The sequence below is a fragment of the Jeotgalibacillus haloalkalitolerans genome (genome assembly GCF_034427455.1).
Taxonomy (GTDB): Bacteria; Bacillota; Bacilli; order Bacillales; family Jeotgalibacillaceae; genus Jeotgalibacillus; species Jeotgalibacillus haloalkalitolerans.
This window is the reverse complement of the sequence record NZ_JAXQNN010000001.1, coordinates 407,332-422,318: the sequence shown is the minus strand read 5'-3', so window position 1 is coordinate 422,318 and position 14,987 is coordinate 407,332. Positions and strand designations below refer to the sequence as shown.

Genomic DNA, 14,987 nt, shown 5'->3' with positions numbered 1-14,987 from the left:
CCCTTGGTGGAGGTGGATGAATGAAAATTAACATCCTATTTTTAATTGGCGGCTTGATACTGTCAGCCGCGTCAAAATACCTTCAATTTAAATATCAGTCACTTATAGGAGATCTGCTTGTATTTCCTGCAGCAGTCCTTCTGCTGCTCGCACTGCTTTTCAGTATACCCGCTTACCAGGAATGGTTTAAAAATAGCGCGACTCATTCAACAGCATTATTGCTCGCAATCACAGGTGGTGGAGCAGTGCTATCCTTTCAGCTTTTCGCATGGCTGGTTTTTGGACGTGGAACTGAGGCAGGATATTTGATGCTCATTCCATTTTTCATCCTGGCCGCACTCGTCATCCGGCTGATTTTTAAGCTTACAGGAAGTTGAGGCTTTGAGAATATATTAAAGTGATTACAAAAATGGTTCACTTAGAGACGGAGTTGAATGCGCCACTTTTAGAATCATTACAAAAACGGTTCATTTAACTCCGTCCCCACTGAGCGGCCCGAAACCAAAAAACACCCGCTCCTCAAAAGAGAAGCGGGTGTTTTGGAAGTGTAAAATTATAATTTTACAACGTTAGCAGCTTGGTCGCCACGGTTGCCTTGAGTGATTTCAAAGCTAACTTTTTGACCTTCTTCAAGAGTTTTGAATCCGTCGCCAGTGATAGCTGAGAAGTGTACGAATACATCTTCGCCGCCGTCTACTTCGATAAATCCAAATCCTTTTTCTGCGTTAAACCATTTTACTGTACCTTCGTTCATGGGTAATTCCTCCACTGTGTTCTAAGTTTTACTTAATAGCTGAGTAAAAACAAAGAATTCACATGCTATCACAAGCTTTTTACATGATCGGAAAATGTAAAAAGTTCCTGATAACATGTGAATTAGATGGTGTTACGTATTAAGCATGGACTAATCATAGCATGGGGTTTTGGAAATAGCAAACCTTTTGCCAAAATACTTTCCGACACATTTCGCCATTGCCTGTTGTGCAAACGCTGCTATTGTGATCAGATCAGGATTGGTGTAACAAAAATAAATGATTAGAAATGATCGGAATACAGGGAGGTGACTTGAGGATTTAAGGAACTGACACGAATTCTTACGGATGTGACCCTAATTCTTCTACTCCACCAGCAAAGTCCATTACACCCAAATTAAAAAAGACCCCCCAAAGGACGGTCTCATCTAATTAATATCTTTTTGCTTTACGACTATTTAAAAACTTACGGATGAACGGGTATACGATCGGTCCGTATTTGATTGCGCGCTTAATAAATCTTCCCACAGTAAATCCCTCCCGCTTGTGCTCAAGTTAATCTTGTTATTCCCACATCACGGAAGATACAAACATGTCAATCTGCGTAGTGACAGGCTGCAAAATGACCCGGGCGTACTTCACGCCACTCAGGCACAGCTTCTGCACAGCGCTCTGTGGCTACAGGGCAGCGGGTTCTGAATACGCAGCCTGATGGCGGGTTGATCGGACTTGGAAGCTCTCCATCAAGCAGTATCCGTTCACGTGATTCCTCCACATCAGGATCCGGAATCGGAATGGCTGACATGAGTGCTTTTGTATAAGGATGAAGCGGTTCGTCATATAACTTCTCACTTGTCGTCAGCTCCATCATACGGCCAAGGTACATCACGCCGATACGGTCTGAAATGTGCTTCACCATCGAGAGATCATGGGCGATAAATAAATACGTCAGCCCTTTTTCCTCCTGAAGTGATTTCAGCAGATTCACAACCTGAGCCTGAACAGACACATCAAGCGCTGAGATCGGCTCATCTGCCACGATAAAATCAGGGTCGAGCGCGAGTGCACGCGCGATCCCGATCCGCTGACGCTGACCGCCTGAGAATTCGTGCGGATAACGGTTGGCGTGGTCGCGGTTCAGCCCCACATCCTCAAGCAGCTGATACACTTTTTCCTTCATTTCCTTCTGACTTTTATAAAGCCCGTGAATTTCCATCGGCTCTGAGATAATCTCAAGCACCGTTGACCTCGGGTTCAGTGAAGCGTATGGGTCCTGGAAGATCATCTGCATATTGCGCAGGAAATCAAAGCGGTCTTTTTCAGACATACGGTGAACATCTTTTCCGTCAAATGTGACTGATCCTTCTGTCCGGTTATATAACCCCATCACCGTGCGTCCTGTTGTGGATTTACCGCAGCCTGATTCTCCAACCAGACCGAGCGTTTCCCCTTTATGTACATCAAAGCTGATCCCGTCTACCGCTTTCAGGAGCTGGTTTTTTCCGAGATCAAAGTGTTTTTTCAGGTCTGTTACTTCCAGCAGCTTCTGCATGCTCATGGTGTCTTCCTCCTCATTCCTGCCAGTAGCGCCTTGTCTGGCACCATTCTTTTTCATAAAACGTACCTGCGATCTCCTGAATCATGATCTTTTTACCCGGAGTCGGCGAATGAATCATTTTGCCGTCACCGTGGTAAATGGCGACGTGGTGCAGGCGTCCTTTGCCTTCTTCATATGCAAAAAAGATTAAGTCACCGGGTTTCACATCTTCCTTCTCAATTTCTTTACCGGCTGCCGCCTGATCAGATGCATCACGTGGAATCAGGTAGCCGTTCGCTCTCATCATAGAGTAGCTGAAGCCTGAGCAGTCATAGCCGAATGGCGTCATACCGCCCCATAAATACAGCAGGTCCAGAAATCTTTCACCGTCTTTTAAAATCGTTTCAGGTGTTCCTTTTTCAAGCTCGTCATTGAAAAGCGTTACCGCATCTCTTTTCAAAAAGGCCTGTCCATGAGGCGTATGCACCTCAACCAGACCGTCCTCCAAGCCGGTTACCGGAAGAATAGTTGTAAACGCGAGGCTCACAAGCGTTTTACCATTCTCATCTAAAAGCTGGGTAAAGTCTGATGTAACAATGGCTTTTTCCTCAGCCGGGTCCATATCGTCAGCGTCGATTTCAGTCAGCTGTGACACTGGAATCCATCCGGGATAGCCTGCAGGGTGCTTTTTAGAGCTTTGTGAAAGGACTACTACCTGTGCCCAGTCATCCTTTACCTCTTCAATCGTGACCGTATCCCCGTACAATACCTGTGACTGAACTTTATTGCCATCAAGCAGCTCTTTACGCTCTTCAGCTGACATACCATCAAGCCAGGCTTCAATTCTCACCGGCTGTTCAAGCGCAGGCTGATCAAGTTCGCGTGGTGATGCCGGCTCCGTCCAGAGTGTTGCTGCTGTTACATTGATTTGTGCCGTTCTCATTTATTTACCTCCTTAAGCACTGCATGATCTTTAATTGATTCAATGCCAAGTCCCGGTGCAGTGCTAAATGTCATATGGGCGCTATTGAACTGGACACCTCCATTGACAATATCCTCAGCCAGTAAAAGAGGTGCATCAAAATCATAGCGCGTAATATTCCGCTGGCTTGCCGCAAAATGGGCAGCTGCTGAAATACCGACCTTCGTTTCAATCATGCTGCCAGTCATACAGGGAATCTCATAGGCTTCAGCAAGCTTTGCAATCGTCATTGCCTGATGAATACCGCCTGCTTTCATGAGCTTGATATTGATCAGGTCTGCTGCACGCATTTCAAGCACGCGGATGGCATCCTGCGGGCTGAAGACACTTTCATCTGCCATAACCTTTGTATATGTATGGTCTGTTACGTATTTCAATCCTTTTAGATCATGCGCTTTAACCGGCTGTTCGACGAGTTCAATATTCAGCCCCTCATCTTCCATCCTGCTGATTGCATAGACTGCTTCTTTTGCAGTCCACCCCTGATTTGCATCAAGTCTCAGCGTGCAATCTGTTTTTTCACGGATGGCTCTAATGCGTTTAAGATCATCTTCAATTGCGCCAATCCCGACTTTGATTTTGAGAACAGAGAAGCCGTCTCTGTTAAATTGTGCAGCATCTGCAGCCATTTCGTCCGGCTCATTCACACTGACCGTGTAGTCCGTTTCAAAGGAATCCGCTGCGCCGCCAAGAAACTGATAAAGCGGCATGCCGGCGTGCTGTGCGAGCAGGTCATGGATTGCACAATCCACCGCAGCCTTTGCGCTTGTATTGCGGACCATTGACGTGTTCACGGTATGAAGCAGATTTTCTCTATTCAAAAGTGACTGTCCAATACACTTCGGTGCAATAATGCCGTTGACCGCTTCTACAATACTTGAAAGTGAATCGCCTGTAATGACGTGTGTCGGCGGCGCCTCACCGTATCCTGTGCGTCCCTCTTCATCCGTTACTTTTACAATGACAGAATCAGAAACAGTTAGCGTTCTGAGTGCTGTCTTAAACGGTTTTTTCAGCGGCACTCTGACGCGGAATGTTTCAATAGAGCGGATCTTCATTAATCCACCCCCGGCAGCAGCGTCAGCGTTTTATCAGCAGCTGACAGCTTTGCGTTAACCCCGAGCGGCACTGAAAAATGTGGTTCACAGTGACCGATTTTAAAGCCTGACACAACAGGGATACCGAGATCTCCTAAATAATGCTGCAGCACTTCGTCAAGTGACAGTGACGGCTTTCCGTTTGTCGGCACAGCATTTTTAAAATCACCTGCCACAATTCCGTTCAGCTCCTGCAGTTTACCCGCTGACTTCAGCTGGCTCAGCATACCGTCAATTCTGTAAGGCTCTTCATCTACATCTTCAATTAAAAGAATTTTGTCTTTCATATCAATTTCGTGCTTTGTATTCAGTGTGCTCACAATCAGCGTCAAATTCCCGCCCGTCAGCTCTCCTGTTGCTCCACCTGCTGTTATGACATTCAGCTCACCGATTGCTTCAGTATAATGAAGCTCCCTCGGCTCAAACAGCTGGGCAAACATTTTACCTGAAAGCGCGTGAAACTCATCTTTGCCGATATCTGAAGCGGGCATTGGACCGTGGAATGTAATAAGTCCTGTTTCCTGGCGGATTGCTGTGTGTAAATATGTGATATCACTGTATCCCCAAAAGATTTTTGGGTTTTGACGGATCAGGTCATAGTTAATTTTGTCTGCGATGCGACCTGTTCCGTAACCGCCGCCTGCGCAAATGACTGCACTGACTTCAGGATCTGCAAACATCGCGTGGAGGTCTTCAAGCCGCTCCTCATCTGTTCCTGCTAAATAACCGTATACTTTTCGAACGTGTTTGCCTTCTTTTACTTTTAATCCGAGTGATGTGAAGAATTCGATTGATTTTTCCATGCTTTTTATATTTGGCGGGCTGGCCGGCGCGATAAATCCGACTGTGTCTCCGCTCTGTAATTGTTTTGGTAAGATCATGTGTGTCATGCTCCTTTCTGTGCTCTGAAAAAGGGGTTGGTAACCCTCTTTTCAGAAAACAGAAATGGTTTGGTGGATGAATGAATGAGAGTAAATAGTCCCAATCTCCTGAACCATGTTGAATATTTCATGAACCGACCGGAAAATCTCCTGAACACCAGTGATCATCTCATGAACCGTCGGCGTAATTTCCTGAAGACCAATAGTAATTTCCTGAACACCAACGTCCACCACACCAAACTCATTTAACGAACAGAAAGCACCGCCAAGGCGGCACTTCCCATTCAATTCAACTTAAGCTTCCTTATCTGCCCACTTCAGTTCAAGGTAACCAACCGGGTGTCGCACAACATCAGAGATGCTGTCTGCATACAGGTAAACCTGGTTGTAGTAGTGAAGTGTGAAGATTGGTGCTTCTTCCATTAACAGCTTTTCAGCTTCATAAAGCAGTTCATAGCGTGCCTGCTCATCTGTTTCAGCTTTCGCGTCGGCAATCAGCTGATCGTATTCTTCATTTGACCAGCCTGTACGGTTCATGGATGAATCCGTAACAAAGCTTTCAAGCGCGTTTACAGGGTCAGCATAGTCATGCAGGAATGAGCTTCGTGACAGCTGGTGCTGCAGTGCGCGCTGCTCATCAAGGAATACGTTACTTTCTGAAGCGGAAAGCTCCATGTCAACGCCAATATTCTGGCTGACCATTTGCTGGATTGCTTCAGCAACGATACGGTTTGATTCAGTGTTGCTGTAAGTCAGAGTGATGGTTGGAAGCTCGTCATAGCCTTCCTCTTCCATTCCTTCTTCAAGAAGCTGCTTCGCTTCTTCAGCGTCAAATGTCTGAAGGTCTCCATTTGTTTCACGGAAGTCGTTCCCTTCTGCATCTTCAAATCCAGGTGAAACAAATCCTGTTGCAGGAACTTCACCCATCTTCGTTACATAGTCAACAAGCTCCTGCTGGTTCACGGCTTTCCCGATTGCCTGGCGGATCTTCTTGTTCTGGAATGGCTCCTCTTCTACGTTAAAACGGTAGAATGCAAGACCTGCCTGATCTTCGATGACTACATTTTCAGAGTCAATCAGTTCTTCAGCGCTGTCTGCAGGGATTTCTGTCATATCAAGGTCTCCACTTTCAAACATCTGGTACTCAGTGTTTGTATCGCTGACCATTGCCCAGTGAACTTTATCAAGCTTTACAGTTTCTGCATCCCAGTACTCTTCGTTTTTCGCCATGACGATTTCACTGTCATGCTCCCATGATTCAAGCTTGAACGGTCCGTTTGCAACGAATGTGTCAGCTTCAGCAAACCATTCAGGATTTTCTTCAGCCGTTGCTTTATGCACCGGGAAGAATGAAGGGTTTGAGATGATGTTTAAGAACGCACCAGTTGGCTGTGCAAGCTTCACTTCAAATGTTTTCTCATCTACAGCTGTCAGTCCAAGGTCTTCTGCACTTCCTTCACCTGCGTTGAAAGCTTCAGCTCCTTCAATGAAGTAAGCAAGGAATGCTGCAGGAGATGCAGTTTCAGGCTCAAGCATATACGTCCACGCATAAACGAAGTCTTCTGCTGTTACAGGCTCTCCATTTGACCAGTTTGCATCTTCACGGATTTTAAATGTATATGTAAGTCCGTCTTCAGATACTTCCCATGACTCTGCCATTGCTTCCTGTGGCTGGTCGTCCTGACCAAGACGCGTCAGTCCTTCCATTACGTTATTCAGAACGTTCCATGACGATGCATCAAATCCGATTGGCGGGTTCATTGATGTCGGCTCTGTGCCGTTGTTCATGCGAAGGACTTTTTCTCCGCCTGACTCTTCGCTCTGGACGCCCTCATCCTGCTCTTCCTGGCCGGCTTCATCGTTTGCCGTGCAGGCTGCAAGTACAAGCACCATGACGATTGAAAATAAAAAGATTCCCCATTTTTTCATGCTGTAATTCCCCCTGTGGTGTTTTATTTTTGCCGGCCTGGAAACCGTCCGGGTGAACCGGAAACGTCTTTTCCAGACCAGTTGTTACCTTTGTGCTCTTTCATCTAAAAGCCAGCAGTCCGCCTGATGCGTCTCTGACAGATGCTCTGTCTGCGGCACCACTTTTTCACACACAAGCATGGCGTGCGGACATCTGGCTGCAAATGGACAGCCTGCCGGCGGTGAAAATAAATCCGGCGGTGTGCCTTCGATTGGCTCAAGCGGCTTTCCTTTTAAATCAAGTCGTGGAACTGAATTCAACAGTCCCTGCGTATAAGGGTGCTCGGGCTGATAAAAGACCTCGCGCTTTGTACCGATTTCTACAATTTTTCCGGCATACATGACTGCAATCCGATGGGCGATTTTTGCCACAACGCCAAGGTCATGCGTGATCAAAATAATGGAAACGCCGGTTTTCTTCTGAATCTCTTCAAATAGTTCAAGAATCTGGGCCTGAATCGTTACATCCAGTGCCGTCGTCGGTTCATCCGCAATCAGCAGCTCCGGCTCACACATCAGTGCAATGGCGATGACAATCCGCTGTCTCATCCCGCCGCTGAACTGGTGAGGATATTGCTTCAGCCGCTCTTCAGGATTTGGAATCCCGACAAGCTTCATCATCTCAAGCGCTTTTTCATTCGCCTGTGCTTTTGAAAGCTTCTGGTGTTGGCGGATCCCTTCTGTCAGCTGGTCCCCTATTTTTAATGTAGGGTTCAGCGCCGTCATCGGATCCTGGAAGATCATTGAGATATCAACCCCGCGGATCTCCCGCATGTCTTTTTTGGACAGCTTCGTCAGGTCTTTCCCTTTAAATTGAACGTTGCCGCGTGTAATTTCGCCTGGTGGTGACGGGATCAGCCCCATAATCGCGCTTGACGTCACACTTTTACCCGAGCCGGATTCACCTACAATGGCAAGGGTTTCGCCTTTATATACGTTAAAGTTCACACCACGCACAGCCTGCACGGTTCCCCCATACGTTTTAAACGTTACTTCAAGGTCACGCACTTCAAGGACAGGCTCTCCTGCCGCAGTCCCATCGACTGTACGGTGTTTTCTGTCTGCTACAGTCATCTGTTTTTCACTCCTGCCAAATAAGTTTAGCTTTGTTAAGTTTGGCTGATGACCTGCGCTTCAGGGGGACGCTTTCCGCGGCCGGGCGGTGAGCCAGCAGGCTGCGCCATGCTTTGACTCACCTGTCCCTTCCTGCCGCTGGAGTCGCCCCCTTCCGCTCCGGTCATCAGCTGTGCAAGGATTATAATAACTTTATAATAGCTACTATTTTCTAAGTTTCGGATCTAATGCATCCTGCAGGCCGTCACCGAGTACGTTAAATGCGAACATGGTGAGTGAGATGAAGAATGCCGGGAAGAATAGTCTCCACCAGTGTCCTGAGATGATGACCCCAAGTGCGTCGTTGGCCATGACGCCCCAGCTCGCGTGCGGTGCCTGAATACCGAGTCCGAGGAAGCTTAGGAAGGCTTCGGCGAAAATGGCAGTCGGTACTGTCAGCGTCATTTGAACAATGATTGGTCCCATTGTATTCGGCAGCAGGTTTTTACGGATGATCCGTGATGTTTTTGCTCCGAATGACTGGGAAGCTGTTACGAATTCATAGTTTTTGATCTGCATGACCTGACCGCGGACGATCCTGGCCATCCCGATCCAGCCGGTAACCGTCAGTGCCACAATGATCGTTACAAGGCTTGGGCCCATCACAACTAATAGCAGAATCACAACGAGTAAGTATGGCAGTCCGTATAAAATTTCAATGACACGCATCATCGCTGAATCGGTTCTGCCGCCTTTATAGCCGGCGATTCCGCCATAGATAATACCAATCGTAAAATCAATCAGCGCAGCCATCAGACCAACAAATAAACTGATCCGTGCCCCGTACCAGGTCCGTGCAAATACGTCGCGTCCCAGATTATCCGTTCCAAACCAGTGTGTGCTGTTTGGTGCGAGGTTCTGATTCGGCAGGTTCTGAGTCGTTGGCGAGTGCGGCGTCAGCATTGGACCGAATATCGCCATAAAAGCGAGGCCGATCAGAAATAATAGTCCCGCCATTGCCAGTTTGTTTTTCAGTAATCTTCTCCAAGCATCGCGCCAGTAGGAAAGAGATGGTCTTACAACCTCTTCTGCTTTTTCACGATCCTGTCCGACCGGGCGGAACCAGTCCTCCGGAATCTGTTCATGATGTGAAGGAGGATTTTCTACCGTTTTTCTCATCTTACTCTCCTCCTTTCTTCACAAGCTTAATCCTCGGATCAAGCAATGTGTATGCCACATCCACAAGGAAGAGCATGATGACAAGAATGGAACTGTAAAACACGGTCGTTCCCATAATGACCGGATAGTCACGGTCATTAATACTGTCGACGAAATATTTACCCATTCCGGGAATCGCAAAGATTTTTTCAATGACGAACGTTCCTGTTAAGATGCCGGCTACCAACGTACCAAGAATCGTGACGACTGGAAGCATCGCATTTTTCAAAGCGTGTTTGACGACGATTTTAAAAGGAGTCAGGCCTTTTGCACGCGCCATTTTTATGTAATCCTGCGTCAGCACTTCAAGCATGCTTGAGCGTGTCAGGCGGGCGATAATCGCCATTGGCCCTGTGGCAAGCGCAATAACCGGAAGTACCATATGCGCCGGGCTTGACCATGTCGCTGCCGGAAGTACGCCCCAATTAACCGCAAACTGCTGAATGACAAGCGTCGCCAGTACAAAGTTTGGAATCGAAATTCCAAGTACCGCAAGCGTCATCGCCAGGTAATCAATCACGCCGTTATGTCTGAGCGCTGCCAGCACGCCAAGCACAACGCCTGAGATCAGCGCCAGTAAAATCGTAATGATCCCGAGCTCTGCTGAAATCGGAAATCCTCTCCCAAGTAAATCATTGACTGTCTGATTCGGATTCTTAATCGACGGTCCGAAATCAAATGTGGCAATACTCTTTAAGTACATGCCGTACTGCACATACAGCGGCTGATCGAGCCCGAAGTGTGCATTCATATTTGCCTGTACTGCTTCACTCGTGCCCCGGTCCTCGTTAAACGGAGAACCTGGAATCGCATTCATTAATACGAATGTAAGTGTCGCAATGACAAGGATGGTTACAACCATCATCATAAAACGTTTTGCTATGTATCCTGCCACCTGCTGCTCCCCCTAACAAAATGATGTACGCATAGCAAGCTCTGTCATCACTAACATTGCCTGATATGCTTCTAAGATGTTTTTAGCTCTGAATGTGACGATACAGGTGTCCGGCTCTATCTCTGTCCCGGGCATCAGATTCGCCCACTCCGCCATACCGTAATTAGTGAATTCGATTTTAAAAACAGGTGCATCTGATGCGATTAAAGGCTCAGCCTGCATCTCTTTTAAAGCGTCTGCCGCCGTTTCTTTTAAAAGCGCCTGTGCTTTAACAGGAGTCAGACTTTTCACCGCAGATCTTGAAATCGTTTCTTTTACTGCTGCGGTCTTCACGCCACTGATCAGTGATTTTGCTTCAGCAGCTGCACAATCATCGCCGCCAACCATGACAACCGGAACCCCGAAGTAACCTGCAACCATTGCATTCAGTCCGAGCTCACCAACGATTTCATCATCAACCCACATATTGCGTACGCCCCACGTCATGGCGTGTGACATCACACCTTTTTGACCTGCACGGGCATGGTAGCCGAGGAAGATTGCCGCATCAAACGTTGAATCAAGCCCCTGAACCATCGAAAATGGCTTCACATCCCCCGTGATCAGCAGTGCATCCGGATGCAGCTCCTCAATCACAATATTATTCATCTTCGAATGCGAATCGTTCACCAGCACTTCTGTTGCGCCTGCTTCAAAAGCTGCTTCAATCACGGCATTCGCTTCCTGCGTCATGATCAGACGGCCACGCTCATAATTTTTTTCATTTGAACTGACATATGTATAATCCGGAAGTCCTGTGATCCCTTCCATGTCCACTGACAAGTAAACCTTCATCGACAAATTCCCCTTTTTTCTACAATCACAATTTTCAAACAACTATACCAAAGGAAGGCAAATCCATCAAATGGAGGAAGCCCTGTTCAAGCTTGTCAGATCAGGGTTCAAGTGGTATTACAATCGTCCCTGAACGCTGATAAATCAACTATTTCGGTTAGGTAAATAGTTTTGGTTGAGAGATGAAAAAATTTTTTAGGATTTTGAAAATTTTTAAATATTTTTGTTCATATGAGCGGGTAATTATGCTTGGGGATGGATAATTATTTGGATTTTACGGTTGGGGGTTGATAGAGGTGAATGTGGTTCAGGAGATTATCTGTGGTGTTCAGAAGATTAATTTGGTAGTTCATGAGATTACGAGGGTGGTTCATGAAATTAAATATGATGTTCAGGAGATTATTCGCCTGGTTCCGGAAATAGTGAAATTTGACCTGCCTTATAGCCATACAAAAAACCCGGAGCAGCACCCCGGGTTTCCGCAAAACCTCTTATTTATACCATTCTTTTACAACCTGCGCACTCGGCTTTACTTCTTCAAGCGGATTGCCGTCAAAGTGCTCCTGCTCAACAACCAGCCAGTCAGTTTGGACGCGATCAGCGAAACCTTTCAGATCAAGGCTTCCTTTGCCAATCGCAGCGGTTCTCTTATGACCGTTTTCTTCGACCATATCTTTTAAATGAATAGAGAAAATATGATCTTTCAAACGGTCAAGCAGATTATATGTATGGATTCCTGCATATTCTGTCCAGTAGACATCGATTTCAAAATGAATATGATCCCGATCCGCTGTTTCTTCAATGACATCCCAGCCGGTCATACTTGTTTCCACTGTTTGAAACTCAAAATCGTGATGGTGATAGCCAAGCCTGATTCCTGCTTCATTTAACTTTGGAGCTGCCGCATTCATTAGATGAACCAGTTTTTTATAACCTTCAAGCGTCCGCCACTCTTCATCCACGAAAGGAATAATCAGCTTATTGTTGCCAATCTCTTTGCTGAAGCTGATCCAGTGATCGAGTTCAGATTGATTTTCCAGTGCGGTTACCGGCATATGAATGCCTGCCGCCTCTAAATGGTTGTCTGTTAAAATCTTTTTCCATTCTGCACCTGATTTACCGTAGTCACCGGCCAGCTGCACACCATCATAACCTGCCCCGCTCAGCTCACGGATTGTTTGTTCAGGATTTTCTTCCATTGCTTCTTTGACAGACCAAAGCTGTATCGCTACTTTTACCATGTGAAACCCTCCTCTTTTACATAAGGGTATTATGAAAACACTTTCACCTCAAGTCTGAGCTTTTCTATTTTCAGATTATTTTTGTAACTTAATTGAAATATGTACGTCTTATTAGTAATAAGGAAAATGAAGGCAACGGGATGAACATTTAAAATGATAGACTGCGAATACAAAATTGATTGGGGGACCATCATCATGAAGAAGTGGTTGATTACTGCCCTGCTGATTCTGGTTGCAGGAGGCGGACTCACATTTTATCTGCTTCAGAAGCCTGAAGTGACGAATACAGCAACTGGCGCTGAAGTCAGATCTGTATTCAGCGACCATACGTGGCGGATGAATTTCACGGAAGAGATGCGTGAGGATACGGTAAATGAAGAAACTGTATATGTTGAAGATCAGAATGGAAATCAGACTGCCGTTACAGTTGAGCTGATGAATGAAGGTCATACACTGTCAGTAGCGCCTCCGGACGGCGGATATGAAAATGGTGCCTTTTACACACTGCATTTATCAGAGGAAATTAAATCCTCTCTTGGTTTGAAGCTGAAAAACGGGCAGGCCATTGAGTTTAAAATTGTAACAGATCTCCCTTCGTTTACAGACGAACAGGAACTGAGAGATCATTTTGCTGCGCTGATGGAAAATAGTCGGGCAGTTGGCGGGGATATTATGGTTGAAGAGTCTGCATCAGAAGGCAGTATGGAATCTGCTGACACCGCTTCATCAGATGGTGCAGGCGGCGATTTCTCTACTACAAATAATCAGGTTGATGGCGTGGAGGAAGCGGATATTGTCCAGACAGACGGAGACTATATTTATATTCTTTATCAAAATGAAAAGGTTAGAATTGAACAGATTTTAGAGGATGGCTCTACTGAAACGGTTCATACGATTACGCTCGGACAGGGGAACTTTTACGGTTCATCCCTTTATCTAAGTGGTGATACGCTAATTGCAGTCGGGGACTTCTGGCACAGCAAACCCGGTCAGGAGGTCAGTACGACAACTGCTAAAATTTACGATGTAACTGATCCTGCTTCTCCTGCTTTAACGCGGGAATTTTCAGCGGAAGGCTACCTTGCAAGCTCAAGGATGGTGGAGGACGTTCTTTACCTTGTCACGAATCATCACCCTGATGTCTGGATTATGCAGGAAAATGAAGATGCAGAAGTCAGGCTGCAGCCTTTCATAAAAGATACTGCAGTATCAGATGAATTCTTCACACAGCCGGTTGATCAGATTCAGAAGATTCCTGAATCAGACAGTGCTGAATATGCCACGATTTCAGCAGTGCCGATCAATGAGCCTGATACAGAAGCAACTGTTCATTCTTATCTCGGCAGCAGTGGTCAAATCTACATGTCAAAAGAAAATCTGTATATTGCTTCAATGCAGCATACGTTCTTCCCAATGATGGATATTATGCCTGCAGGCGGCGGACCGGGGGATGAAACTGAGATTTATAAATTTTCTATTGATAGGCTGAACGTTCAGTTTGCTGCACAGGGGAAAGTACCCGGACGTATCTTAAATCAATTTTCAATGGATGAGCACAACGGCTATTTCCGCGCTGCGACAACAAAAGGATCTATGTGGTCAGAGGATCAGCCTTCTGTGAACAACCTCTACATTTTAGATGAGCAGATGGCTATAAGCGGTTCGGTTGAAGACCTTGCACCTGGCGAACGCATCTATTCAGCGAGATTTATGGGGGATAAGGCGTATATCGTCACATTCAGGGAGACTGACCCATTGTACGTGATTGATACATCAGACCCAACAGCGCCTGAAGTACTTGGCGAGTTGAAAATTCCTGGATTCAGCACGTATCTTCACCCTCTCGATGACAATCATCTGATCGGTTTCGGCGTTGAAACCTCACTTGAAGAAACAAAGCCGGGTGAAGCACCGATTGTCAGACAGGAAGGCATGAAAATCTCCCTGTTTGATATCACAGATTTTAATAACCCGGTTGAAAAAGACGTGGAAGTGATCGGCGGGCGGGGCACACACTCTCCGATCCAGTACGATCATAAAGCGTTATTCAGGCATGAGGAACGCGGTCTGTACGGCTTTCCGATTATGCTGTATGAAGGCAAAGATGACATGAACCTTGAATTTGAAGGTCAGGGTGCGCATATATACAGCATCACTACTGACGGCATTGAACTTGCTGCAGAATACATGGATGAAAAAGATCCAAACCAGCTGTACGAGGAATATGAAAGTATGGTTCAGCGGATGATTTATGTGGATGATCACCTTTACCTTGTGAAATATAATGGAATTGACCATCACCCGCTGCCTTGACGGTAAATGGATCTATTTTATCAGTCAGTGTATAGCCGCGATCGAACATCGTATCATCCAAATTGACAACCGTTTTATGCCTTTGGGAAACTTTCAAGACAGTTTCCTAAGGGTATTTTTTGGTGTAGTGCAAATGACACAATTCTACGAACCCCCCCCTTTTTTCTGCGAACATATCCTTCTTTTCTAAGGACCCCGCCGACTTTTCTCCGAACC

15 protein-coding genes are annotated in these 14,987 nt (G+C 46.2%); 2 read left to right on the top strand and 13 right to left on the bottom strand.

Features of this window, described 5'->3' with window-relative positions; translation table 11 throughout:
• Positions 1 to 20 precede the first annotated feature (20 nt).
• Positions 21 to 377, top strand: a complete 357-nt coding sequence (locus tag UFB30_RS02050) for a hypothetical protein (protein WP_322420005.1) — start codon at positions 21 to 23, stop codon at positions 375 to 377.
• Between the two features lie 176 nt (positions 378 to 553).
• On the opposite strand, the gene UFB30_RS02045 is transcribed toward UFB30_RS02050, so the two are convergent.
• The 13 genes from UFB30_RS02045 to UFB30_RS01990 all read right to left on the bottom strand — a co-directional run bounded on the left by UFB30_RS02045 (position 554) and on the right by UFB30_RS01990 (position 12,458).
• Complete coding sequence (locus UFB30_RS02045; protein WP_041123677.1) at positions 554 to 754, bottom strand: cold-shock protein; 201 nt, start codon at positions 752 to 754, stop codon at positions 554 to 556.
• A gap of 430 nt (positions 755 to 1,184) precedes the next feature.
• Entirely contained in the window at positions 1,185 to 1,280 is a 96-nt protein-coding gene (yxzF, locus tag UFB30_RS16650) for a small protein YxzF (protein ID WP_494337692.1), read from the bottom strand.
• A 67-nt stretch (positions 1,281 to 1,347) separates the two neighbouring features.
• Positions 1,348 to 2,310, bottom strand: a complete 963-nt coding sequence (locus UFB30_RS02040) for an ABC transporter ATP-binding protein (protein ID WP_322420004.1) — start codon at positions 2,308 to 2,310, stop codon at positions 1,348 to 1,350.
• Between the two features lie 13 nt (positions 2,311 to 2,323).
• Positions 2,324 to 3,232 carry a C40 family peptidase gene (locus UFB30_RS02035; protein WP_322420003.1) on the bottom strand — a complete coding sequence of 303 codons (909 nt, stop codon included), beginning with the start codon at positions 3,230 to 3,232 and terminating at the stop codon, positions 2,324 to 2,326.
• Positions 3,229 to 4,329: a dipeptide epimerase gene (locus UFB30_RS02030; RefSeq protein ID WP_322420002.1), complete on the bottom strand. Its 1,101-nt coding sequence runs from the start codon at positions 4,327 to 4,329 to the stop codon at positions 3,229 to 3,231. The genes UFB30_RS02035 and UFB30_RS02030 overlap by 4 nt, the downstream gene beginning before the upstream one ends.
• Positions 4,329 to 5,249, bottom strand: a complete 921-nt coding sequence (locus UFB30_RS02025) for a S66 peptidase family protein (RefSeq protein WP_322420001.1) — start codon at positions 5,247 to 5,249, stop codon at positions 4,329 to 4,331. Before UFB30_RS02025 ends, UFB30_RS02030 begins: the two co-directional genes overlap by 1 nt.
• Before the next feature lie 51 nt (positions 5,250 to 5,300).
• The gene (locus tag UFB30_RS02020; protein ID WP_322420000.1) at positions 5,301 to 5,537 is read right to left on the bottom strand and encodes a hypothetical protein; all 237 of its coding nucleotides are present in this window, start codon (positions 5,535 to 5,537) and stop codon (positions 5,301 to 5,303) included.
• A gap of 6 nt (positions 5,538 to 5,543) precedes the next feature.
• The gene (locus UFB30_RS02015) at positions 5,544 to 7,178 is read right to left on the bottom strand and encodes a peptide ABC transporter substrate-binding protein (protein WP_322419999.1); all 1,635 of its coding nucleotides are present in this window, start codon (positions 7,176 to 7,178) and stop codon (positions 5,544 to 5,546) included.
• Between the two features lie 84 nt (positions 7,179 to 7,262).
• The gene (locus tag UFB30_RS02010) at positions 7,263 to 8,291 is read right to left on the bottom strand and encodes an ABC transporter ATP-binding protein (protein WP_322419998.1); all 1,029 of its coding nucleotides are present in this window, start codon (positions 8,289 to 8,291) and stop codon (positions 7,263 to 7,265) included.
• 204 nt (positions 8,292 to 8,495) lie between these two features.
• Positions 8,496 to 9,449, bottom strand: coding sequence for an ABC transporter permease (locus UFB30_RS02005; protein ID WP_322419997.1), 954 nt, complete (start codon positions 9,447 to 9,449; stop codon positions 8,496 to 8,498).
• A 1-nt stretch (position 9,450) separates the two neighbouring features.
• Positions 9,451 to 10,383 (bottom strand): ABC transporter permease, encoded by a 933-nt coding sequence (locus UFB30_RS02000; RefSeq protein ID WP_322419996.1) that lies wholly within the window; start codon positions 10,381 to 10,383, stop codon positions 9,451 to 9,453.
• A gap of 12 nt (positions 10,384 to 10,395) precedes the next feature.
• Positions 10,396 to 11,217 carry a D-aminopeptidase DppA gene (gene dppA, locus UFB30_RS01995; RefSeq protein ID WP_322419995.1) on the bottom strand — a complete coding sequence of 274 codons (822 nt, stop codon included), beginning with the start codon at positions 11,215 to 11,217 and terminating at the stop codon, positions 10,396 to 10,398.
• A gap of 491 nt (positions 11,218 to 11,708) precedes the next feature.
• The gene (locus tag UFB30_RS01990; protein ID WP_322419994.1) at positions 11,709 to 12,458 is read right to left on the bottom strand and encodes a sugar phosphate isomerase/epimerase family protein; all 750 of its coding nucleotides are present in this window, start codon (positions 12,456 to 12,458) and stop codon (positions 11,709 to 11,711) included.
• A gap of 195 nt (positions 12,459 to 12,653) precedes the next feature.
• On the opposite strand from UFB30_RS01990, the gene UFB30_RS01985 reads away from it, so the two are divergent.
• On the top strand, positions 12,654 to 14,771 hold the full coding sequence (locus UFB30_RS01985; protein ID WP_322419993.1) for a beta-propeller domain-containing protein: 2,118 nt from the start codon (positions 12,654 to 12,656) through the stop codon (positions 14,769 to 14,771).
• Positions 14,772 to 14,987: the final 216 nt, after the last annotated feature.